The sequence below is a fragment of the Pseudomonas sp. PDM13 genome, assembly GCF_025685765.1.
In the GTDB taxonomy this organism is placed as follows: Bacteria; Pseudomonadota; Gammaproteobacteria; order Pseudomonadales; family Pseudomonadaceae; genus Metapseudomonas; species Metapseudomonas solani.
The window spans coordinates 104,235-126,702 of the sequence record NZ_JAOTQU010000023.1; the positions used below are offsets into that span (position 1 = coordinate 104,235).

The 22,468-nt window shown below is 63.7% G+C and carries 24 protein-coding genes; 3 read left to right on the plus strand and 21 right to left on the minus strand.

Annotation, left to right across the window (positions count from 1 at the left end):
• Positions 1 to 221 precede the first annotated feature (221 nt).
• Positions 222 to 1,886 carry an electron transfer flavoprotein-ubiquinone oxidoreductase gene (locus OEJ36_RS22500; RefSeq protein ID WP_021217592.1) on the plus strand — a complete coding sequence of 555 codons (1,665 nt, stop codon included), beginning with the start codon at positions 222 to 224 and terminating at the stop codon, positions 1,884 to 1,886.
• A 58-nt stretch (positions 1,887 to 1,944) separates the two neighbouring features.
• Here OEJ36_RS22500 and OEJ36_RS22505 read toward each other — a convergent pair whose 3' ends face one another.
• The 18 genes from OEJ36_RS22505 to OEJ36_RS22590 form a co-directional block, all read right to left on the minus strand.
• Positions 1,945 to 2,505, minus strand: a complete 561-nt coding sequence (locus tag OEJ36_RS22505) for a DUF1285 domain-containing protein (RefSeq protein WP_263403433.1) — start codon at positions 2,503 to 2,505, stop codon at positions 1,945 to 1,947.
• A gap of 10 nt (positions 2,506 to 2,515) precedes the next feature.
• A complete protein-coding gene (locus OEJ36_RS22510) occupies positions 2,516 to 3,118 on the minus strand; it encodes a DUF4823 domain-containing protein (protein ID WP_263403434.1) in 603 nt (200 codons plus the stop codon).
• A gap of 65 nt (positions 3,119 to 3,183) precedes the next feature.
• Entirely contained in the window at positions 3,184 to 4,077 is an 894-nt protein-coding gene (locus OEJ36_RS22515) for a radical SAM protein (RefSeq protein ID WP_263403435.1), read from the minus strand.
• A 25-nt stretch (positions 4,078 to 4,102) separates the two neighbouring features.
• A complete protein-coding gene (locus tag OEJ36_RS22520; protein WP_021217600.1) occupies positions 4,103 to 5,071 on the minus strand; it encodes a GTP 3',8-cyclase MoaA in 969 nt (322 codons plus the stop codon).
• Between the two features lie 86 nt (positions 5,072 to 5,157).
• On the minus strand, positions 5,158 to 5,796 hold the full coding sequence (locus OEJ36_RS22525) for a TetR/AcrR family transcriptional regulator (RefSeq protein ID WP_021217601.1): 639 nt from the start codon (positions 5,794 to 5,796) through the stop codon (positions 5,158 to 5,160).
• Between the two features lie 557 nt (positions 5,797 to 6,353).
• Entirely contained in the window at positions 6,354 to 7,139 is a 786-nt protein-coding gene (locus OEJ36_RS22530) for a TatD family hydrolase (protein WP_263403436.1), read from the minus strand.
• Between the two features lie 65 nt (positions 7,140 to 7,204).
• Complete coding sequence (locus tag OEJ36_RS22535; RefSeq protein ID WP_021217603.1) at positions 7,205 to 7,561, minus strand: PilZ domain-containing protein; 357 nt, start codon at positions 7,559 to 7,561, stop codon at positions 7,205 to 7,207.
• Positions 7,562 to 7,596: 35 nt separating this feature from the next.
• On the minus strand, positions 7,597 to 8,583 hold the full coding sequence (locus OEJ36_RS22540; RefSeq protein ID WP_263403437.1) for a DNA polymerase III subunit delta': 987 nt from the start codon (positions 8,581 to 8,583) through the stop codon (positions 7,597 to 7,599).
• Entirely contained in the window at positions 8,576 to 9,208 is a 633-nt protein-coding gene (tmk, locus tag OEJ36_RS22545; RefSeq protein ID WP_021217605.1) for a dTMP kinase, read from the minus strand. The genes OEJ36_RS22540 and tmk overlap by 8 nt, the downstream gene beginning before the upstream one ends.
• The gene (gene mltG, locus OEJ36_RS22550; protein ID WP_263403438.1) at positions 9,205 to 10,260 is read right to left on the minus strand and encodes an endolytic transglycosylase MltG; all 1,056 of its coding nucleotides are present in this window, start codon (positions 10,258 to 10,260) and stop codon (positions 9,205 to 9,207) included. The genes tmk and mltG overlap by 4 nt, the downstream gene beginning before the upstream one ends.
• 3 nt (positions 10,261 to 10,263) lie before the next feature.
• On the minus strand, positions 10,264 to 11,076 hold the full coding sequence (pabC, locus tag OEJ36_RS22555; RefSeq protein WP_263403439.1) for an aminodeoxychorismate lyase: 813 nt from the start codon (positions 11,074 to 11,076) through the stop codon (positions 10,264 to 10,266).
• Complete coding sequence (gene fabF, locus OEJ36_RS22560; protein WP_031287073.1) at positions 11,076 to 12,320, minus strand: beta-ketoacyl-ACP synthase II; 1,245 nt, start codon at positions 12,318 to 12,320, stop codon at positions 11,076 to 11,078. The genes pabC and fabF overlap by 1 nt, the downstream gene beginning before the upstream one ends.
• 106 nt (positions 12,321 to 12,426) lie before the next feature.
• The gene (gene acpP / locus OEJ36_RS22565; RefSeq protein WP_016493661.1) at positions 12,427 to 12,663 is read right to left on the minus strand and encodes an acyl carrier protein; all 237 of its coding nucleotides are present in this window, start codon (positions 12,661 to 12,663) and stop codon (positions 12,427 to 12,429) included.
• A 187-nt stretch (positions 12,664 to 12,850) separates the two neighbouring features.
• On the minus strand, positions 12,851 to 13,594 hold the full coding sequence (fabG, locus tag OEJ36_RS22570; protein ID WP_021217609.1) for a 3-oxoacyl-ACP reductase FabG: 744 nt from the start codon (positions 13,592 to 13,594) through the stop codon (positions 12,851 to 12,853).
• A gap of 14 nt (positions 13,595 to 13,608) precedes the next feature.
• Entirely contained in the window at positions 13,609 to 14,547 is a 939-nt protein-coding gene (gene fabD / locus OEJ36_RS22575) for an ACP S-malonyltransferase (protein WP_263403440.1), read from the minus strand.
• Between the two features lie 105 nt (positions 14,548 to 14,652).
• A complete protein-coding gene (gene plsX, locus OEJ36_RS22580; protein ID WP_081672074.1) occupies positions 14,653 to 15,663 on the minus strand; it encodes a phosphate acyltransferase PlsX in 1,011 nt (336 codons plus the stop codon).
• A 3-nt stretch (positions 15,664 to 15,666) separates the two neighbouring features.
• A complete protein-coding gene (rpmF, locus tag OEJ36_RS22585) occupies positions 15,667 to 15,849 on the minus strand; it encodes a 50S ribosomal protein L32 (protein WP_013791824.1) in 183 nt (60 codons plus the stop codon).
• Positions 15,850 to 15,862: 13 nt separating this feature from the next.
• The gene (locus OEJ36_RS22590) at positions 15,863 to 16,390 is read right to left on the minus strand and encodes a YceD family protein (protein ID WP_021217612.1); all 528 of its coding nucleotides are present in this window, start codon (positions 16,388 to 16,390) and stop codon (positions 15,863 to 15,865) included.
• A 107-nt stretch (positions 16,391 to 16,497) separates the two neighbouring features.
• Here OEJ36_RS22590 and OEJ36_RS22595 point away from each other — a divergent pair, with 107 nt between their 5' ends.
• Positions 16,498 to 17,076 carry a Maf family protein gene (locus OEJ36_RS22595; RefSeq protein ID WP_263403441.1) on the plus strand — a complete coding sequence of 193 codons (579 nt, stop codon included), beginning with the start codon at positions 16,498 to 16,500 and terminating at the stop codon, positions 17,074 to 17,076.
• Between the two features lie 53 nt (positions 17,077 to 17,129).
• On the opposite strand, the gene sppA is transcribed toward OEJ36_RS22595, so the two are convergent.
• Genes sppA through rluC form a run of 3 tightly spaced genes read right to left on the minus strand, consistent with a single transcriptional unit; the run spans position 17,130 to position 19,744 of the window.
• Entirely contained in the window at positions 17,130 to 18,113 is a 984-nt protein-coding gene (gene sppA, locus OEJ36_RS22600) for a signal peptide peptidase SppA (RefSeq protein WP_263403442.1), read from the minus strand.
• Positions 18,103 to 18,798, minus strand: coding sequence for an HAD-IA family hydrolase (locus tag OEJ36_RS22605; RefSeq protein WP_184489247.1), 696 nt, complete (start codon positions 18,796 to 18,798; stop codon positions 18,103 to 18,105). Before OEJ36_RS22605 ends, sppA begins: the two co-directional genes overlap by 11 nt.
• Positions 18,791 to 19,744: a 23S rRNA pseudouridine(955/2504/2580) synthase RluC gene (gene rluC, locus OEJ36_RS22610; RefSeq protein ID WP_263403443.1), complete on the minus strand. Its 954-nt coding sequence runs from the start codon at positions 19,742 to 19,744 to the stop codon at positions 18,791 to 18,793. Before rluC ends, OEJ36_RS22605 begins: the two co-directional genes overlap by 8 nt.
• 569 nt (positions 19,745 to 20,313) lie before the next feature.
• On the opposite strand from rluC, the gene rne reads away from it, so the two are divergent.
• Positions 20,314 to 22,468, plus strand: a 2,155-nt coding sequence (gene rne / locus OEJ36_RS22615; RefSeq protein ID WP_263403444.1) for a ribonuclease E, incomplete at its 3' end; no start/stop codon positions are given.

Here is a 22,468-nt window from a genome sequence, read left to right on the forward strand (position 1 = left end):
CAAAACCGCCCGTATCTTGACCGTAACGCATAATCGGGTCAATACGGGAAAATACCCCGCCATAAGCCGCAGAGCCTTATCCTATCAGGCTTCTACAAAATTCAAACAAACGTTTGTATTGGACCCGCCAAAGGGTGTGGATATAATGCGCCAGCTCTGGCCAGGGATCGAGCCTAGCCCTCCCTTATAAAATATCGAAGAGAGCCTTGAGGAGAATGACTGTGGAACGCGAATACATGGAATTCGACGTCGTCATCGTCGGTGCCGGCCCTGCGGGCCTGTCCGCTGCGTGCCGACTGAAGCAAAAGGCCGCCGAAGCTGGTCAGGAGATCAGCGTATGCGTGGTCGAGAAAGGCTCCGAAGTCGGTGCCCACATTCTCTCGGGTGCCGTGTTCGAGCCGCGCGCTCTGAATGAACTGTTCCCTGACTGGAAAGAGCTTGGCGCCCCGCTGAACACTCCGGTCAAGCGCGACGACATCTATATGTTGAAAGATGCCGAAGGCGCCATCAAGGTTCCTGACCTCTTTGTGCCGAAAACCATGCACAACGAGGGCAACTACATCATCTCCCTGGGCAACCTGTGCCGCTGGCTGGCCCAGCAGGCCGAAGGCCTGGGCGTGGAAATCTACCCGGGCTTCGCCGCCCAGGAAGCCCTGATCGACGAGAACGGCGTGGTCCGCGGCATCATCACCGGCGACCTCGGCGTGGATCGCGAAGGCCATCCGAAGGAAGGCTACTACACTCCCGGCATGGAACTGCGTGGCAAGTACACCCTGTTCGCCGAAGGCTGCCGTGGCCACATCGGCAAGCAGCTGATCAAGAAGTACAACCTGGACTCCGACGCCGACGCCCAGCACTACGGCATCGGCATCAAGGAAATCTGGGACATCGACCCGGCCAAGCACGAGCAGGGCCTGGTGGTGCACACCGCCGGCTGGCCGCTGTCGGTCATGGGCACCGACAACACCGGTGGCTCCTTCCTTTATCACCTGGAGAACAACCAGGTGGTGGTCGGCCTGATCATCGACCTGTCCTACTCCAACCCGCACCTGTCGCCCTTCGACGAATTCCAGCGCTACAAGCACCACCCGGTGATCAAGCAGTACCTGGAAGGCGGCAAGCGCGTCGCCTACGGCGCCCGCGCCATCTGCAAGGGCGGCCTGAACTCGCTGCCGAAGATGGTCTTCAAGGGCGGCGCCCTGATCGGCTGCGACCTGGGCACCCTGAACTTCGCCAAGATCAAGGGCAGCCACACCGCCATGAAGTCCGGCATGCTGGCGGCTGACGCCGTGGCCGAAGCGGTACTGGGCGGCAAGGAAGGCGGCGACGAGCTGACCACCTACGTCGAGGCGTTCAAGGCCAGTTGGCTGTACGACGAGCTGTTCCGCAGCCGTAACTTCGGCCCGGCCCTGCACAAGTTCGGCCCGGTCATCGGTGGCGGCCTGAACTGGCTCGACCAGAACATCTTCGGCGGCAAGATCCCCTTTACCCTGCACGACACCGTGCCGGACTACGCCTGCCTGAAGAAGGCCAGCGAAGCGCCGAAGATCAACTACCCGAAACCCGACGGCAAACTCAGCTTCGACAAGCTGAGCTCGGTATTCCTCTCCAACACCAACCATGAAGAGGAACAACCCTGCCACCTGAAGCTCACCGACCCGAGCATTCCGGTTGCCCAGAACCTGCCGCTCTATGACGAGCCCGCGCAGCGTTACTGCCCGGCTGGCGTGTACGAGATCGTGACCCAGGAAGACGGCGAGAAGCGCTTCCAGATCAACGCGCAGAACTGCGTCCACTGCAAGACCTGCGACATCAAGGACCCGGCCCAGAACATCACCTGGGTGGCGCCGGAAGGCACCGGTGGCCCGAACTACCCCAACATGTAAACGCGACAAACGAAAAAGGCCCCTCGGGGCCTTTTTTGTTGCCTGCGAAAAGACCCTGTCAGGGCTCCTCGCCAATGGGGAAGAACTGCCCGCCGGACCACACGCCCAGCCAGTTGCGGCCGTCGATCTCGCGTACCACGGCCAGCTCCACCATCTGGTAGAAGACATTGCGATGGATCAGCGCTTCCAGGTTGGTGCGCACATGCACATAGGGCGCCGGCTCCTGGGTCACCGGGTCGGTCTCGACGCGGATCGGGTGCTCGGCGCCCGCCTCCACCTCGTCCTCCACATTGGTGACGAAGCGCAGCAGTTGCTCCTCGCCCTCCCCGCTCACCTCGACGCTCACCGCCACGAAAGGCGCGTCATCGACCGTGATGCCGACCTTCTCCACCGGGGTGACCAGGAAATAGTCGTCACCATCGCGACGGATGATGGTGGAGAACAGCTTGACCATCGGCTTGCGCCCGATGGGCGTGCCCAGGTAGAACCAGGTGCCGTCGCGGGCGATGCGCATGTCGATGTCGCCACAGAAATCGGGGTTCCACAGGTGCACCGGTGGCAGCCCCTTCTCCTTGGGGATCTGCGCCAGCAGGTCGCCGGCCTTGCCCGGGTCGTTCATCACATCCTCCTCAGCGGCCCAGCCCCATGAGGCTGCGCGCGTATTGTCTCAACGGCGGCCCGATCAGGTCTTCGGGCTTCTGGTCATGAAAGGTAAACAGGCCACCCCGGTGGGTGATCCGTGCCGTGTCCACCAGATAGCGGTTACCGGTTTCGATCAGCATCAGCTGGATGACGCCGTTATCGACACCGAGCCGATCCACCGCCTCCTGATCCTCCCACTCCTCCACCGTACCGATACGGTCATCGGCATCGGCGAAACGGCTGTAGAGCAGGTAGTTGGCGCCCAGCGAACGGGCCTCGCTCATGGCCTGCTCGAGGCTCACCGGCTGATTTGCACGACGCACCAGCGGGAAGTATTCGACGAAGCCCTTGAAGGCCTCCTCGGCCACGACGTTGGGCTTGGTACGCGTCCCGCCCTGCGGGGCGAAACTGCTCTGGGCGATGTAGATGAACGAATCCGGCTGCAGCCGCCAGGACATGGAGCGATAGGTCTCGCTGTGGTCCAGCAGCCCGGCATCGCTCATCTGCTCGCGGGCGCCCAGGGTCATGTCGCTGACCTTCATGCAGCCCCCGAGGGCCATCAGCGCCAGCAACAGCATCAAACTACGCATTCTCGATCCTCCACGGCCGGCGACGAAAAACCGGCACTTGGCGCAACGATGCAGCTTCCGCGCCATCACAGGCCGCGTTGCCATTCCTGGCGCAGCCGCGCCTGCTCGGGGCGCTCGATGGCCTGGCGGACCTGGGCCAGCATGCGCGCCTTGTCGGCGCCCAGGTTGCCCTTGAGCACCAGGTAGTTGGAGGCGTGATCGCTGCGGAACACCGTGTCCTTCAGCTCCAGCCCCCGCAGCAGGCGCTCCACCTCAAGGAACAGCTCGGCCTGGCCGAGCGGCTCGTAACCGTCGAATCCCTGGCGGAAACGCGCTTCTCCCGTGGGAAAACTGACCACGAGGGTGGAGAGGAATTCAGGTTGTGCGGCGTTCATCAACCGCGCCGAGTTATCGGCGTGCTGGGCGCTGAGTACTCGCCCACCCAAGCCATTGAGGATCATCACCGAGCGGGTGATGCCGGCCTCGCCGAGCTTTTCCAGGGCGCTCAGGGTGGATTCGAAGGTCTCGCCCTTGTTCACCCGCGCCAGAACCTCGTCGTCACCCGACTCGGCGCCGACATAAGCCATGCGCAGCCCGGCGTCCGCCAGCTCCTTCAGCTCATCCACCGACTTCTTGCGCAGGTTGCGCGGCAGGCAATAGCTGGAGACCCGCTCCACTTCCGGCATGTGTTCGGCGATGGCGCGGAGGATGGTCAGCAGCCTGCGGGTCGGCAGCACCAGGGCATCGCCATCGGCGAGGAACACGCGCTGGGCGATCAGTTGCTCGCCGCAGCGGCGGATCTCCTCCAGCACCTGGGCCTCGTCGCGGGCGCGGAACTTCTTCTGCGGCTGCGTATACATCTCGCAGAAGGTGCAACTGTTCCAGGAACAGCCATTGGTCACCGGCAGGATCAGCGAATGGGCTTCGCTCGGCGGGCGGAACACCGGCTCGATGTAGTCGATGGGAAAGGACGCGGTCATTCGGGGAATCCGTTGGTGGCGGCATTCAGCCGCCGATGATCTTCATAACGGTGACACCGCCGGAGAAGGCAATGTCCTGCTTGTCCGCCAGGGCCTTCACCAGCAGCCGCTGCAACCCGGGCAGGGCCTGGTGGCGCGGCTTCTCCAGCAGGTCGCCGACGTAATGGCGGTTGCTTGACGACAGGCAGCCATGCAGCCAGCCGGTGGAGGACAGGCGCAGGCGCGAACAGGTGCGGCAGAACGGCACGCTTTCGTTGGCGATGATGCCGAAGTGGCCGAGGCCGGGGATCTGGTAGCGCAGCGCCGTGGCATCCACCGGCGCCTCGGCCTGGACGAATTCGTGGCGTTCGCCGATCAGGGCGAGCAGTTCGTCGAGCCCGATGAACTGTTGCTGGAAGCCGACGCCATCGCGGGCCAGGTGCCCCATGCGCATCAGCTCGATGAAACGCAGCTCGAAACCGTTTTCCAGGCAGTACTCCAGCAGCGGCAGGACCTGATCGAGGTTCTGCCCGCGCAGGGGCACCATGTTGAGCTTGATCTTCAGCCCCGCCGCCTTCGCATCGGCCAGCCCCTGCAGCACGGTCTTCAGGTCGCCGCCACGGGCGATGCCACGGAAGGCGTCCGCGTCGAGGGTGTCCAGGGAAACGTTGATACGGCGGATGCCGCAATCCACCAGCAACGGCAGCTTGCGCGAGAGCAGCTGGCCATTGGTGGTGAGGCTGATGTCGTCGAGACCGAGGCAGCTGACGCCCCGAAGGAAGTGGTCGAGCTTGGGGCTCACCAGCGGCTCGCCACCGGTGATGCGCAAACGCTCGATGCCGGCGGCTTCCATCAGGTAGGAGACACCGCGCACCATGGCCTCGGCGGAGAGTTCGTCCTGCGCCGCGACCAGGCGCTTGCCATCCGGCACACAGTAGGTGCAGGCGTAGTTGCAGGCGGCGGTAAGGCTGATGCGCAGGTTGCGGAAGCGCCTGCCTTGGCGGTCGACGATCATGGGGCGCTCCGACGGGGGACAGGGCGCAGTATATCGCTGCGCCCCATCCTGTCCCATGGCTTAGCAGCCGGGACCAGAAGGATCACTCAGCCCGATGGCGCGTCATTCTCGCGCTTGCGCTTGTTGCCCATGCGCACGCCGATGTCCATGAGGAACTGGAAGAAGCCTTCCTGATCTTCCAGGACGTTGCTCCAGAAGGGCGAGTGGTAGAGCGCGACAGCGCCATGCACCAGGGCCCAGGCCGCGCAGTAGTGGAAATAGGGCGGCACGTCTTCCAGCTTGCCTTCGGCGATGCGGCCCTTGATCAGCTGGGTCAGGCGCTCGAAGTTGGAAGCACGGATCTTGTGCAGCTGCTCGACCATCTCGGGCACCTGGCTGTTCTTCACCACCTTCTCTTCCAGGCGGTCGAACAGGCGGTAGCGCTGCGGGTCGCGCATGCGGAACTCGAAGTAGGCGCGCGACAGCGCTTCCTTGTCACGGTCCACGTCCGCGGAATGCAGCAGCTCGTTCAGGTCGCGCTCGTAGTCGAGCATCAGGCGCAGGTAGATCTCCGCCTTGGACTTGAAGTGCTTGTAGATGGTGCCTTTGCCGATACCCACCGCGTCGGCGATCATCTCGACGGTGACGCTGTCTTCACCCTGCTCGAGGAACAGTTTCAGAGCGGTGTCGAGGATTTCCTGCTCGCGGCGGCGAAACTCACGGACTTTACGGGGTTCTTTCTGCATAAAGGGACTGTAGGGTCAAAAATCAAGCCGGGTATTATGCCTAACTAGCGCCAAAATGCACGGATCATCCGACTATGAGCCTATTGCCAGATGGGTTCTGCATGTTTCAGCACCCCACCTGAACGGCCGTAAACCGCGAACCAGAAGGGTTTCAGCGGTTACGCCGATGAACGCCGAGCCATCAGGCAGTGGGCTTTCAGGCCTCTCCTCCTCCCCGCTTACGCAAAGAGAACGAAGGCCTCCCCGGCAATCCGGGGTGCGACCATTGAGCGCAGCCCGGTCAGGAACAGGAGGAGCCGTCACACCCAGGTGCCAACCCTGCAAGCAGACGCTTGAGGACTCAGCCGCCTTCCGCGTATTCCAAATCTGTTTAAAAAACGAGCAGCGGCATCTGGACGCAGGGGGATATTGGCCAATACTCAAATGACTGGCGTGCGGCATCTCCCCCCAAGTGCCCCGTCAGTCGAGGTACCGAGGATCGCGTACCTTTGTTTTACTCCTAATGGTCTTGACCCGGATTCATCCCCCAGAACCCGGGTTTTTTTTGCCCGCGAGTTTTAGCCCGCCAGGCGCGCCAGGGGGAACAGGCGCTGGAAGTTCTCGGTGGTCTGCTCGGCGAAGCGCTCGAACTCCACACCCCTCAGTTGCGCCAGGAACTCGGCGACCTCACGCACGTACTGCGGCAGGTTGGGCTTGCCGCGATGGGGGATGGGCGCGAGGTAGGGCGAATCGGTTTCCACCAGCAGACGGTCGGCAGGCACCTGCCGCGCCACGTCGCGCAGCGCCTCGGCATTGCGGAAGGTGACGATGCCGGAAAGCGAGATGTAGAAGCCGATATCCAGCGCCGCCTTGGCCATATCCCAATCCTCGGTGAAGCAATGCAGCACGCCCGCCTGGGGCAGCGCCGCCTCGCGCAGCAGCGCCAGGGTATCGGCGCGGGCCTCGCGGGTGTGCACGATCACGGGCTTGCCGGTGATGTGTGCAGCTTCCAGATGAAGGCGGAAGGCCTGCTGCTGCAGTTCGGCGGATTCGGGCTCGTAGTGGTAATCGAGGCCGGTTTCACCGATGGCGGCGACGCGGGGGTGGTCCAGCTCGCCCAGCAGCCAATCCAGTGCAGGCGCTTCACCGGGAGCGAGGTCGAGCGGGTGGACGCCGACCGAGCAGTGCACATCGGCGTAGCGACTGGCCAGGTCCTTGACCGCAGCGGCGTTGTCGGCGCTCACGCCGATGCAGAGGAAATGCCCGACGCCACGGGCGCGTGCAGCATCCAGCGCCGCATCGAGGGAACCGCCATGGGCGGCAAGATCGAGGCGATCGAGGTGACAGTGGGAATCGACCAGCATGTTTCGGATCACTTGAACGTCAGGGGAGGCGCCGACCGGAGTCGACGCGGCGGGCGGGAGCCCTTTTACATGGTGTGGGTCGGGCGGTCCGACTTGAGGGCGCCGGCGAGGTAGGTCTCGATCTTGTTGCGAGCTCCGGTGTCGCCATCGTTGAACTGTACGCCGATACCGGCGGCACGGTTGCCTTGTGCCCCCTTGGGGGTAATCCAGACGACCTTGCCGGCCACCGGGATTTTTTCCTGCTCGTCCATGAGGTTGAGGAGCATGAACACTTCGTCGCCGAGCTTGTAGCTCTTGTTCGTCGGGATGAACAGGCCGCCGTTCTTGATGAAGGGCATATAGGCGGCATACAGCACGGACTTGTCCTTGATGGTCAAGGACAGAATCCCGTTACGCGGGCCCAGATTGGGTGGCAGGCTCATGCGGCTTTCCTGGCTAGCTGGCTCAGCGGTGGATTCTAGCCCGGTCCGGGCAGGCTTGCCCACTGCACCAGCAAGGCTTCGAGAAGCAAGACACGGTTGAGGTTGGCCTTGCCGAGCACCTTCTGCCGCTGTTGCAGCAACCAGTCCTGGAACGCCAGCACCTTGTGCTGGGGCGCCTTGTCGGCGAGGTACTGGACCACCTTGCGCATATCGGCCAGGCCCAGGCCTTGCTCGTCATGGGTCAGCTGGTAGCGCAGCATCAGTTGCGCCCAGTCGCAGAACCAGTCGAACAGCAGGATGAGCGGCACTGCGTTCCAGCCTTCGGCCAGTGCGCTCGCCCCCACCTGCTGCTTGATCAGTTTCTTCACCCCATCCACCACCTGGGCGCGCTGCTCGAGCACGGCCTGCCCATGCAGACGCTGGGCGGTGAGCGGCGAACCGCCCGCCAGCACCAGCAGGTCACGGCGGGTCTGTTCGTCGGTATCCGGCAGTGCGCGCGCGAGCCAGGCCAGGCTGTCGGCCTCACCGGGCAACGGGCAGGCCTGCTGGACGCAACGGCTCTTGATGGTGGGCAGGAGGCGGCTGGGCTGGTGGCTGATGAGCAACAGCACGGTGTCGCCCGACGGCTCCTCCAGGCTCTTCAGCAAGGCGTTGGCGGAGTTCAGGTTCATGGCCTCGGCCGGCTCGAGAAGCACCACCTTGCGCCCGCCGAGCTGAGCCGTTTGCACGACGAAGCCGACCAGCTCACGAACCTGATCGACCTTGATCGCCTTGTCGGCTTCTTCCGGCTCCAGCACGAAGTTATCCGGGTGGGTGCCGGCGGCCAGCAGGTAGCAGGACTTGCACTGCCCGCAGGCATCGAGGCCCTGGGGCTTCTGGCACAGCAGGCGCGCCATCAGGCGCTCGGCCAGGGCGCGCTTGCCGATACCGGCGGGCCCGTGCAGCAGATAGGCATGGGCGTGACGCGGCCGACCGGCCAGGTGCTGCCAGAGGGATTCCTGCCAGGGATAGGCTTCAGCCACGGCAACGCTCCAGCAGTTCGGGCAGCAAGGCCTCCAGGGCCTCCTGCACGCTCACCAAGGAGGCAGCGGCGTCGAGTACGTGGTAACGCTGCGGGGCAGCAGCGGCACGCTGCAGGTAGGTCTGGCGCACCGCCTCGAAGAACCCACGGTCTTCCTGCTCGAAGCGATCCAGGCGGCCACGGGCAGCGGCGCGACTGAGGCCGACGTCCACCGGCAGGTCGAAGACCAGGGTCAGGTCCGGACGCAGCTCACCCTGGACGAAGGCTTCCAGTTGCGCGATGCGCTCCACCGGGAGCCCGCGACCACCGCCCTGGTAGGCGTAGGTGGCATCGGTGAAGCGATCACAGAGCACCACCTGGCCACGGGCCAGGGCCGGGCGGATGACGCCGGCGATGTGCTGGGCACGGGCGGCGAACATCAGCAGCAGCTCGGTATCGGCGGCCATGGTCTCGTCACTGGGTGCCAGCAGCAGCTCGCGGATGCGCTCGGCGAGGGGCGTACCGCCCGGCTCACGGGTCAGCACTACATCGATGCCATGGCTGCGCAGGCGTTCGGCGAGGAAGTCGCGGTTGGTGCTCTTGCCGGCCCCTTCGGGGCCTTCGAGCGTAATGAACAGACCGCTCACTGGGTGTCCTTGTTGGTAGTGGGCGCGGGGCTGGACCGGTAGTCCGCCCGTCGCTTCAACTGATATTCGCGCACCGCCTGATTGTGGGCGGCGAGCGACTCGGAAAATACATGGCTGCCGTCGCCACGGGCGACGAAGTAGAGGCTCTTGCCTTCCACCGGGTGCATGGCGGCATGGATGGCCTCGCGCCCGACCATGGCGATGGGCGTCGGCGGCATGCCGGCGATCACGTAGGTGTTGTAAGGCGTGGCCTCGCGCAGGTGGGCACGGGTGATCTTGCCGGCATAGCGCTCGCCCAGGCCGTAGATGACGGTGGGGTCGGTCTGCAGCAGCATGCCCATCTGCAGGCGCCGCACGAAGACGCCGGCGATCTGCCCGCGCTCGCTGGGTACGCCGGTTTCCTTCTCCACCATCGAGGCCATGATCAGGGCCTGATAGGGATCGGCATAGGGAAGCTTGTCCGCGCGCTTTTCCCATTCGTCCTGCAGCACCTGCTCGAGGCGTTGATGCGCCTGCTTGAGCAGGTCGATGTCACGCATGCCGCGCACATAGCGGTAGGTGTCGGGGAAGAAACGCCCCTCGGGATGCTGGCCCTCCAGGCCAAGGCGCTTCATCAGCTCGTCGTCGCTGGCATCGGCCAGGGTCTGCTCCAGCTTCACCTGCTTGGCCAGGGCCGTGCGCAGTTGGCGGAAGTTCCAGCCCTCCACCAGGGTCAGGCTGTACTGCACCACCTCGGCACGCTGCCAGAGGCCAAGCAGCTGTGCAGCGTTCATCCCCGGCGCCATGCGGTATTCGCCGCTGTGCAAGGATTGGCCCGCGAGGTTGAAGCGCCAGTACTGGCGCAGCCAGAAGGCCCCTTGAATGACGCCCTCCTCTTCCAGCCGATTGAGCAGGCCACCAGGGGTCGAGCCGGCCGGCACGTCGAGCAACTGCTCTTCGGTCAGCACGAGTGGCTGCTCCAGGGCCTCACGCTGCTGCCAACCGGCAAACGCGAACACGAGGCCGCCGAGGATCAGGCCACTCTGCAGCAGCACGAGCAATTTGCGTATCACGAATCAGCTATCCAGTAGGTCGCGGGCAAGGGCCTGCAGTTTACGGGTGAGCGGCCCGACCGACCAGTCGTGACCCGCGAAGCGGCGCACGGGCCAGACGCCGTAGAGGCTGTTGCAGAGGAAGACTTCATCGGCCACGAGCAGTTCCTCGTAACCGATATCGCGCACCTGGGTGGTGATGCCCTGGCCAGCGGCCTGGTCCAGCAACTCCGCGCGCATCACCCCGGCGACTCCGCTGCGCCCGAGATCAGCGGTCAGGAGTACACCCGCGTGGGCCATGAAGAGGTTGCTGAAAACCCCTTCGATGACCCGCCCGGAAACGTCGCGCATCAGGCCTTCGGCGAAGCGCGCATCCTGCCACTCGGCACGGGCCAGAACCTGCTCCAGGCGGTTGAGGTGCTTGAGCCCGGCGAGCAACGGCTGCTCGGCTAGACGGGTGACGCAGGGGAACAATTCGATGCCCTGCTCGGCGTGGCCTTCGGGATAGGCGGGATAGGAGCTGCCCATGAGGATGCGCCGCGGCGGCGTACCTGGCAGTGCATAGCCGCGCAGGCCATCACCGCGGGTCACCATCAGCTTGGCGACGCCCTCGTCGAGCTGGGCAGAGAACGCCAGCAGCTCCTCACGCACGAGGTTGAGATCAAGATCGAAGGACAAACGCCGCGCGCCTTCGGCAAGGCGCGCGAGATGACGCTCCAACAGGCCGGGCCGACCGCCGCGTACGGCAATGGTCTCGAACAGACCATCGCCGTAGGCCAGGCCACGATCCTTGAGGGACAGTGACCCGGCCGGGCGGCCGTCGACCCAGGTCTGCATCAGTCGGCGAACCGACGGAATACCAGGGAGCCGTTGGTGCCGCCAAAGCCGAAGGAGTTGGACAGCACCACGTCGATCGGCATGGAGCGGGCTTCGTGGGGTACGAAGTCGAGGTCGCAGCCCTCGTCCGGGTCGTCCAGGTTGATGGTCGGCGGCGCCACCTGATCACGGATCGCCAGCACGCTGAAGATCGCCTCGACGGCACCGGCGGCACCCAGCAGGTGGCCGGTCATGGATTTGGTAGAGCTCACCGCAACCTTGTAGGCGTGGTCGCCGAACACGCTCTTCACCGCTGCGGCTTCGGCCTTGTCGCCAGCCGGAGTGGAGGTGCCGTGGGCGTTGATGTACTGCACCTGGTCGCCGTTCAGGCCGGCATCACGCAGGGCATTGTGCATGCAGCGGGCGGCACCGGCGCCGTCTTCCGGCGGCGAGGTCATGTGGTAGGCGTCGCCGCTCATGCCGAAGCCGACCAGCTCGGCATAGATGGTGGCGCCACGGGCCTTGGCGTGCTCCAGCTCTTCGAGGACCAGCGCACCGGCGCCGTCGGACAGCACGAAGCCATCACGGCCACGGTCCCAGGGGCGGCTGGCTGCAGCCGGGTCATCGTTGCGGGTGGACAGTGCACGGGCAGCACCGAAGCCACCCAGCCCCAGGCCACAGGCCGCCATCTCGGCGCCACCGGCGACCATCACGTCAGCTTCGCCATAGGCGATGTTGCGCGCGGCCATGCCGATGCAGTGGGTGCCGGTGGTGCAGGCGGTGGCGATGGCGTAGTTCGGTCCCTGGATACCGAGGTGGATCGACAGGAAGCCGGACACCATGTTGATGATCGAGCCCGGCACGAAGAACGGCGAGATACGCCGCGGCCCCTGCTCGATCAGCGATTTGCAGTTGTTCTCGATGTTGGTCAGGCCGCCGATCCCGGAGCCCATGGCAACACCAATGCGCTCACGGTTGGCATCGGTTACTTCCAGCCCGGAATCGCGCATAGCCTGGAAGCTGGCAGCGAGGCCGTACTGGATGAACAGGTCGAGCTTGCGAGCTTCCTTGGCGGACAGGTACTGCTCGACATCGAAGCCCTTCACCGAACCACCGAAACGGGTGGTGTACGCGGAAAGGTCCATATGCTCGATCAGGCCGATGCCACTGCGGCCAGCCAGAATTCCTTGCCAGCTGTCCGGGACGTTGTTGCCCAGCGGCGACAGCATGCCCAGGCCAGTGATCACGACGCGTCTACGCGACACAGCGCTCTCCTCTATCTTTTCTACACGGCGGTTGGATGACGCTTAAAGAAAAGCCGCACGACCTTGGAGGTCGTGCGGCTTTTCCGAGTCGGGAATCGACGATTACTTATTGCGCGTGCGCGTTGATGTAATCGATAGCTTCCTGAACGGTGGTGATCTTCTCAGCTTGCTCGTCCGGGATCTCGGTCTCGAATTCCTCTTCCAGAGCCATCACCAGCTCAACGGTGTCAAGGGAGTCGGCGCCCAGGTCTTCGACGAAGGAAGCGCTGTTGGTTACTTCGTCTTCTTTAACGCCCAGTTGCTCGGCGACGATTTTCTTGACGCGTTCTTCGATGGTGCTCATACCTTGTTTTCACTCCTATGGAAAAATCCGTGCAGCTTGGGCTGCAGTGTATAGAAAGGGTTTTCCGCATTTCAAGCGGGATGCCAACCCCTCCAGGCCCTGTCTGGACCCGTCCATAACCCAATTGCACTTATGTACCGGATTTTAGACAGCTCCTATGACAGTTTCCTGAAGGGAATCGTCACATTCAGCTCATGTACATGCCGCCGTTCACAGGGATAGTAGCTCCGGTGACGTAGGATGCGCTATCGGATGCGAGGAATGCGACCACCTTGGCGATCTCCTCGGCCTGCCCCAGACGCCCCAGCGGAATCTGCCCCAGCAGTGCATCGCGCTGGGCTTCCGGCAGTTCACGGGTCATGTCGGTATCGATGAAACCGGGCGCCACCGAGTTCACGGTGATGGCGCGGGAGCCGACTTCACGGGCCAGGGCCCGACCGAAGCCTTCCAGGCCGGCCTTGGCGGCGGCGTAGTTCACCTGCCCGGCGTTGCCCATGGCACCCACCACCGAACCGATGTTGATGATGCGACCCCAGCGAGCCTTGGTCATGCCACGCAGCACGGCCTTGGACAGGCGATAGAGGCTGTTGAGGTTGGTGTTGATGACGTCGAACCACTCGTCATCCTTCATGCGCAGCATCAGGTTGTCGCGGGTGATACCGGCGTTGTTCACCAGGATCAGCGGCTGACCAAGGTGCTGCTGGATGTGTTCGAGGGTGCTGGCGACGGATTCGTCATTGCTCACATCGAGCACCAGGCCGGCGCCTTCGACGCCGTTTTCCTTGAGGTATTCGGCGATGCGCTCGGCACCGCTCGGGGTGGTGGCGGTGCCGATGACGACAGCCCCCATGCGACCCAGCTCCAGCGCGATGGCCTGGCCGATACCACGGCTCGCACCAGTGACCAGGGCGACCTTACCTTGCAGACTCATAGTCTTCTCCTTGCTCAGGCCAGCGCAGCGCGAGCGGCTGCGAAGGCGTCGGGGGTATCCAGATTGTGCGTGCCAATGCCTTTCACGCAGCGCTTGTTCAGGCCAGAGAGAACCTTGCCGGGACCACACTCGACCAGCTCGGTCACACCCTGCTCCGACAGGCGAACGATGGACTCCACCCAGCGAACCGGGCTGTACAGCTGGGCCAGCAGGTCACCCTTCAGAGAACCGAGATCAGCCACGACGGCGGCACTGACGTTCTGCACCAGCGGAATCTGCGGCGCCTGCCAGGCAATGGCTTCGATCGACTCGGCGAAGCGTTCGGCCGCCGGGCGCATCAGCGCACAGTGGGACGGCACGCTGACCGGCAGCGCCATGGCGCGCTTGGCACCACGGGCCTTGCAGGCCTCGATGGCACGCTCGACGGCAACGGCACTGCCGGCGATCACTACCTGGCCCGGGGCGTTGAAATTGACCGCGCTGACCACATCACCTTGCGCAGCTTCGGCGCAGGCGGCCAGCACGTCGGCATCTTCCAGGCCGAGGATCGCAGCCATGCCGCCCTGCCCCGCCGGAACGGCCTGCTGCATGAGCTGGCCACGACGCTCCACCAGCTTCACCGCATCGGCGAAACCCAGGCTGCCGGCAGCGACCAGCGCCGAGTATTCACCCAGACTGTGACCGGCGACATAAGCCGGGCGGGCACCGCCCTCGGCCAGCCACAGACGCCAGAGTGCGATGGACGCAGTGAGGATGGCCGGCTGGGTTTTGTCGGTCTGGTTCAGCTGCTCTTCCGGGCCCTGCTGGGTCAGTGTCCAGAGGTCATAACCCAGGGCCTCGGAGGCCTCGGCGAAGGTATCCAGGACCAGCTTCTGCGAAGCGCCGTGCTCGGCCAGCATGCCCAGGGACTGGGAGCCTTGACCGGGGAAAACGAATGCGAGGGATGCGGACATCGGAACTATTCCCTTGTTTGCCTTGATCGATGTACAGGAACGCCGGGCATAGCCAAGCGCAACGAACTGACAGTTGGATGACAGGCCGCAGACAGCGGTCACATCCTAGAGCAACAGATCCTCGAGACGCCCATGCAGGCGCTGGGGAAGGTTCTCGCGAATCTCGATGAGGGCGCGCCGTATGGCGCTCTGGAAGCCATCGGAACCGGCGGCCCCATGGCTTTTGACGACGATGCCCTGAAGGCCCAGGAAGCTCGCGCCATTGTGCCGGGCGGGCGTCAGATCCCCCTGCAGGCGGCGCAGAAGCGGCAGCGCCAGGGCACCGACCATGCGCGAGCCGAAGCTGTCGGTGAACAACGCTTCGATGCGCGCGGAGATCATCGAGGCCAGGCCTTCGCTGGACTTGAGCAGGATATTGCCGACGAAGCCGTCGCACACCACCACATCGGCTTCGCCCCGATACAGGCCATCGCCTTCTATATAGCCGATGTAGTTCAGCCCCTCGGCCTGCTGCAGAAGGCTGGACGCCAGCTTGACCTGCTGGTTGCCCTTGATGTCCTCAGTGCCGACGTTGAGCAAGGCGATACGCGGGCGCGCCTGCCCGAGCGCCTCGGCAGCGACGGACCCCATGACAGCGAATTGATAGAGGTGCTCGGCACTGCAATCGACGTTGGCGCCAAGATCCAGCAGATGACAATGCCCCTTGGCCGTGGGCACGGCGCTGACCATCGCAGGGCGATCGATGCCCGGCAGGGTCTTGAGCATATAGCGGGAAAGCGCCATCAGCGCACCGGTATTGCCGGCGCTCACGCAGGCCTGGGCACGACCGGCACGGACCAGGTCGAGGGCGATGCGCATGGAGGAGTCGGGTTTGCCACGCAAGGCCTGGGATGGACGCTCGTCCATGCCGATGACTTCGGAGGCATGCTCGATGGACAGCCGCTGGCGATCGACGCCGCTTTCACGGGCGATCAACTCTTCGAGGAGCTGGGCTTGACCGACAAGAATGAGGTGGAGCGAGGGGAACTCAGCCAGGCAGGCGATGCTGGCCGGGACAATGCAACGGGGACCGAAGTCCCCGCCCATTGCGTCAATCGCGATGATCGGAGCGGACAAGGATTACTCGTCAGCGCCCTTGTCGATCACTTTGCGACCACGGTATACGCCTTCCGGGGATACGTGGTGACGCAGGTGTACTTCACCGGTGCTCTTCTCGACGGACAGGGCATTGGCCTCGAGGGCATCGTGGGAACGACGCATGTCGCGGGCAGAGCGGGATTTTTTGTTCTGCTGAACAGCCATAATTAATTAACTCCTAAACGTTTGGGTCACGCTTTAACTGCGCCAATACACTGAACGGGTTGGACCGCGTCACCTCGTTCTCACTCGGCTCGGGCTCATCAAGCCCTTCCGGCTGCTGGCAATCTTCAGGGTCATGGGCCGGAACAATGGGCAAGGCGAGCAACAGCTCATCCTCGACCAGAGTCAGAAGATCCAGAGGATCCTCACCCACTTCCAGCACGTCATAGCCCTTGGGCAGTGACTCGCTGTCCGCACCTTCTTTCACCACAGCGTACGTACACTCGCTGTGGATCGGCAGTACGACCAGCTCCAGACAACGCTGGCATACCATCTTGACCTCTACATCGATTTCACTGCGAATAATCGCTGCCCTGCGCTCATCGCGCCCGAAAACGAGTTTCGTGCGTACGATGCCTGCAGTATCGGCAAGCGGGTCGCAGAGTCGCTCAAGACTGGAGAGCTGCAGCTCACCCTGGAGGGTTACGCCGCGATCTGCCATCTTGCGCGGATCGACGTGAGGTGGAATCGGCCCATTCAACATAGGCGCGATATTCTAGGGATGCACCCGGCACCTGTCAAAACAAATTCCGCCCTGTCCGCCACGTGGCAAGGCCTATAGAATTTCCGCTTCCTGACTGGGAGATCAGCATGTCACCACTGGTGCTTGCATCCAGCTCGCCCTACCGCCGCGAGCTTCTTGAACGCCTTCGCCTGCCCTTCACCTGGAGTGCGCCCGCGATAGACGAAACCCGACATCCACACGAGTCGGCCGAGCAACTGGTACGCCGCCTGGCCGAAGAAAAGGCCCGCGCGCTCGCGGACCTGCACCCCGGCCACCTTATCATCGGCTCGGACCAGGCCGCCGTGCTGGGCGAACAGATACTCGGCAAGCCCCTGGAGTTCGAACGCGCCCGCAGCCAGCTACTGGCGGCCAGCGGCACCAGTGTCACCTTCCTCACCGGCCTTGCACTGCTGAACACACGCAGCGGCCGCTGCCAGGTGGACTGCATCCCCTTCACGGTGAACTTCCGCCCCTTGAGTGAAGCGACCATCGAGCGCTACCTGAACATCGAGCAGCCCTACGACTGCGCCGGCAGCTTCAAGGCCGAAGGGCTGGGCGTGAGCCTGTTCCGCTCCACCCAGGGCGAAGACGCCACCAGCCTGGTGGGCCTCCCCCTGATCCGCCTGGTCGACATGCTCCTCGACGAAGGCCTGGAACTGCCATAACGAAAAAGCCCGGCATCAGCCGGGCTCTTCCTTATATATAGGCAGCGACGGGATCAGCGCAGAGCCGGCCCCTGGAACCCCATCCACAGCGCCAGTTGCTCGGCGACACTGGCCCCCAGCTTCTTGGCGAAACGGTCGAAAGGCGTCTCCTGCTTGGTGTAGTCGACGATCTCCTTCTCGCCAATGACCTCGCGCGCCACGTAGCTGGTGCTGCCGAGCTTATCCACCAGCCCCAGCTCCAGGGCCTGCTCGCCCGACCACACCAGGCCACTGAACAGCTCGGGATGCCCCTCGACCTTCAAACGGTCGCCACGCCCCTTCTTCACGCTGTCGATGAACTGCTTGTGAGTGGTATCCAGCACGCCCTGCCAGAACGCAGTCTCATCAGGCTTCTGCGCCTGGAAGGGATCGAGGAAGGCTTTGTGCTCGCCCGAGGTGTAGACGCGACGCTCCACACCAAGCTTGCCCATCAGGTCGACGAAACCGAAGCTCGCCGCCGTGACACCGATGGAACCCACCAGGCTGGCCTTGTCGGCATAGATCTCATCGGCCGCACTGGCGATGTAGTAGGCACCCGAAGCACCGAGATCAGTGATCACCGCATAGACCTTGATGTCCGCATGCTCGCCACGCAGACGACGGATCTCGTCATAGATGTAGCCGGACTGGACCGGGCTGCCGCCCGGGCTGTTGATGCGCAGAACGATGCCCTTGGTCTTCGTATCCTCGAAGGCCGCACGCAGACTGCCGACGATATTGTCGGCACTGGCAGCCTCACCGTCGGCGATCATGCCTTTCACCTCGACCAGCGCAGTGTGGCTTTCGCCGCGAGCCGCGGTTTTCTGCAAGTCGAAGAGCGGAGAGAAAAGCGCCAGGGCCACGAACAGATAAAGGAACGTCAGCACCTTGAAGAAAATGCCCCAGCGACGGGACCGACGCTGCTCCTGAACCCCAGCCAGCACCGCTTTCTCGAGCAACTTCCAGCTCTTGTCATCGCCACTGCCCGCAGGCGTCGATGCCTTCCATTCATCCGACATGCAGATCCACCTTCATAGAGTGTGTATTCGCACCACCGGCGAGCCAGTGGCGCAATTCATCGAAACATTCGATCGCCAACCTCGGCGATTCGCGACGCAGGACATCGAGAGACTGGGCACCGTAGCCCACCGCCACCGAATCCATACCGGCGCGATGAGCCATCTGCAGATCGAAGGGCGAATCCCCCACCATCAATGCCCGCCCAGCTTCCACACCGCAATGCGCGAGTATCTCGTGCAGCATCCGCGGATCGGGTTTGCTGGCCGTCTCGTCGGCGCAACGGGTGATATCGAAGTAATCCAGCCAACCACGCCCAGAGAGGACGTGATCGAGCCCTCGCCGACTCTTGCCGGTAGCGACCGCCAGCAGGTAACCCTCATTGCGGAAACCCTCCAGGGCCTCCAGCACACCAGGGAACAGCGCCGACGGCTGCACCTCCAGCCGGTTGTAATGAGCCCCGTAAGCCGCGCGGTAGCGTTCGACCGAAGACGGATCGACGAGTTCTGGATAGAGGACACGGATCGCCTCGGGTAGACCGAGGCCGATGATGCCCTTCAGCGCCGACTCATCCAGCTGCGGCAGCCCGCAGGTTTCGGCAGCCACCCGCAGGGATTCGACTATGCGCGAAATGGAATCCACCAGGGTGCCATCCCAGTCGAACACCAATAGACGGTAGTCAGGCACCGAGGCGCTCCAGGGTCTTTTCCCACATGTCGTCCACCGGCGCTTCGACCCGCAGCGGCGTGCCATCAGGCAACACCAGGGACAGCGCATAGGCATGCAGGAACAGGCGCTTGCCGCCCAGTTCCCGGATTTCGCGGGAGAACTCTTCGTCACCGTACTTGGGATCGCCCGCGATAGCGTGCCCGGCATGGCGGGTATGCACGCGAATCTGGTGGGTGCGCCCGGTAATGGGGCTGGCCTCGACCAGGGTGGCGAACTCGCCGAAACGACGCAGGACGCGGAACTCGGTCAGCGCCTCCTTGCCCTCTTCATTGACCTCGACCATGCGCTCACCGGAACGCAGATTGTTCTTCAGCAGCGGCGCACTGACCTTCTTCTTCGAGGTCGGCCAATTCCCACGCACCAGCGCCATGTAGCGCTTGTCCACGCCATCGCCGCGCAGGGCTTCGTGGAGGTGGCGCAGCATGCTGCGCTTCTTCGCGATCATCAGCAGGCCCGAGGTGTCGCGATCCAGCCGGTGCACCAGCTCCAGCTCCTTGGCGTCCGGCCGCAGCTGACGGAACGCCTCGATCACACCGAAGCTGAGCCCGCTACCGCCGTGCACGGCAATGCCGGCCGGCTTATTGAGGACGATCAGCCCCTTGTCTTCGTAGACGATGGCGGCCTCGAGCCGCTCCAGCAGCCCCTGAGCGACAGGCGCAGCCTCGTCACGCTCGGCAAGGCGCAGCGGCGGAACGCGCACCACATCCCCGGCCTGGAGCTTGTACTCAGGCTTGATCCGCCCCTTGTTCACCCGCACCTCGCCCTTGCGCAAAATGCGATAGATCAGGGTCTTGGGCACGCCTTTGAGCTGGGTACGGAGGAAGTTGTCGATGCGCTGGCCGGCATATTCCGGCGCAACCTCAAGCAGCTGGACGCCGGAGGTTGGAGAAGAGGGAGTAGTCATGGCGGGCATCATAGCAATTTTTGATGAATTTGAAGCACTTAATAATTGCTGCTATAGTCGCGAACGCCGCCAAAAGCGGCCGTGCTCCGGATGATCGCCAAAACTGCCATCCCAGACACGTGCAACCCATTCAGGACGTCAGGCCGTCCGTCAGGATATTTCGCCGCACAGTGCGCGGATATTCCGAGAAAAACGCCTTGAGCCATGACGCGCGACCAACCCCTGAGGGGCGGTCACGTAAAATGCAACCCGCTACGGATTCTGCGAGCGGCACCCGATTTTCAAGGGACAAGTGTAGGGTGGAGATGCACAACCGTCGGACTGCGTAGCAAACGCTTCAATCAAGACGCTTTATCTCGTCCGCTACCGATGGCTGATTCCTCCTCCTGACAACGTGCTTCTGTTACGACAACAGCAAGCAGGAGACGTCGTCGCGACCCCGGCCCTACTGGCCTGATGTCGCTGGACACGGGGGTGGCATGCCACCCCTGACGCGCACCTGACACCGACCGCGAGAGTCGTGTGTGCCGATCGCCGTTTCCGGCAGCCCCGGAAACCGACGGTACTACATGAAAAGAATGCTGATTAACGCAACTCAGCCCGAAGAGTTGCGTGTTGCCCTGGTCGACGGCCAACGCCTGTACGACCTGGATATCGAGTCGGGCGCCCGTGAACAGAAAAAGGCCAACATCTACAAAGGCCGCATCACGCGCATCGAGCCCAGCCTCGAAGCCGCATTCGTCGACTTCGGTGCAGATCGCCACGGCTTCCTGCCGCTGAAAGAAATCTCCCGCGAATACTTCAAGAAGTCCCCCGAGGGGCGCGTCAACATCAAGGACGTGCTCAACGAAGGCCAGGAAGTCATCGTCCAGGTCGAGAAAGAAGAGCGTGGCAACAAGGGCGCAGCCCTGACCACCTTCATCAGCCTCGCCGGCCGTTACCTGGTACTGATGCCGAACAACCCGCGCGCGGGCGGCATCTCCCGTCGCATCGAAGGCGAAGAGCGCAACGAGCTGCGTGAGGCCCTGAACGGCCTGAACGCACCAGCCGACATGGGCCTGATCGTTCGCACCGCCGGCCTGGGCCGCTCCAGCGAAGAGCTGCAGTGGGACCTCGACTACCTGCTGCAACTCTGGAGCGCCATCAAGGAAGCTTCCGGTGAGCGCGGCGCCCCCTTCCTGATCTATCAGGAAAGCAACGTCATCATTCGCGCCATCCGCGACTACCTGCGCCAGGACATCGGCGAAGTACTGGTCGACAGCGTCGAAGCCCAGGAAGAAGCCCTGAGCTTCATCCGCCAGGTGATGCCGCAGTACCAGAACAAGATCAAGCTCTACCAGGACAGCGTTCCGCTGTTCAATCGCTTCCAGATCGAGAGCCAGATCGAAACCGCCTTCCAGCGCGAAGTGAAACTGCCTTCCGGCGGCTCCATCGTCATCGACCCGACCGAAGCCCTGGTGTCCATCGACATCAACTCGGCGCGTGCGACCAAAGGCGGCGACATCGAAGAAACCGCCCTGCAGACCAACCTGGAAGCGGCCGAAGAGATCGCTCGCCAGCTGCGCCTGCGTGATATCGGCGGCCTGATCGTCATCGACTTCATCGACATGACCCCGGCCAAGAACCAGCGCGCCGTGGAAGAAAAAGTCCGCGAAGCCCTGGAGGCCGACCGCGCCCGCGTACAGGTCGGCCGCATCTCCCGCTTCGGCCTGCTGGAAATGTCCCGTCAGCGCCTGCGTCCGTCCCTGGGCGAGAGCAGTGGCATCGTCTGCCCGCGCTGCAACGGCCAAGGCATCATCCGCGACGTCGAGTCCCTGTCGCTGGCGATCCTGCGCCTGATCGAAGAAGAAGCCCTGAAGGACCGCACCGCCGAAGTCCGTGCACAGGTACCTATTCCGGTTGCCGCCTTCCTGCTCAACGAGAAGCGCAACAGCATCACCAAGATCGAGCTGCGCACCCGGGCCCGCATCGTGATTCTGCCGAACGATCATCTGGAGACCCCGCACTTCGAAGTGCAGCGTCTGCGCGATGACAGCCCGGAAGTCATGCACGGCCAGTCCAGCTACGAAATGACCCCGAGCGAAAGCGAAGAGCAGCAGCCGCCCGCTGCCACCCGCACCCTGGTTCGCCAGGAAGCCGCCGTGAAGACCGTGGCCCCCGAGCGCCCCGCTCCGGCCCCGCTGGCTCCTCCGACCGCTGCAGTCGCCGCTGCCGAGCCGAGCCTGTTCAAAGGCCTGGTGAAGTCGCTGGTAGGCCTGTTCGCCGGCAAGGAAGAAGCCCAGCCCGTCGCTACCCAGCAGAGCGCCAGCGAGCGCCCGGCTCGCAGCAGCGACGAACGCCGTAACGGTCGCCAGCAGAACCGCCGCCGTGACGGCAGCCGTGAAGGCCGCCGCGACGAAGAGCGCAAGCCGCGTGAAGAGCGTCAACCTCGCGAAGCCCGTGAGCCGCGCGAACCGCGTGAACCTCGCGAAGGCCAGGAAAACCGCCGCGAACGTGGCGAGCGTCCGCCGCGCGAAGAGCGTCAGCCTCGTGAAGACCGCGCTCCGCGCGAAGCCCGTGAGCCCCGCGAAGAGCGCGCACCGCGCGAGCCTCGCGAGGAGCGCCAGCCCCGCGAAGAGCGTCAACCCCGTGAGGAGCGTGCACCGCGCGAAGCCCGTGAGCCGCGCGAGCCGCGTGAACCTCGCGAAGGCCAGGAAAACCGCCGCGAACGTGGCGAGCGTCCGC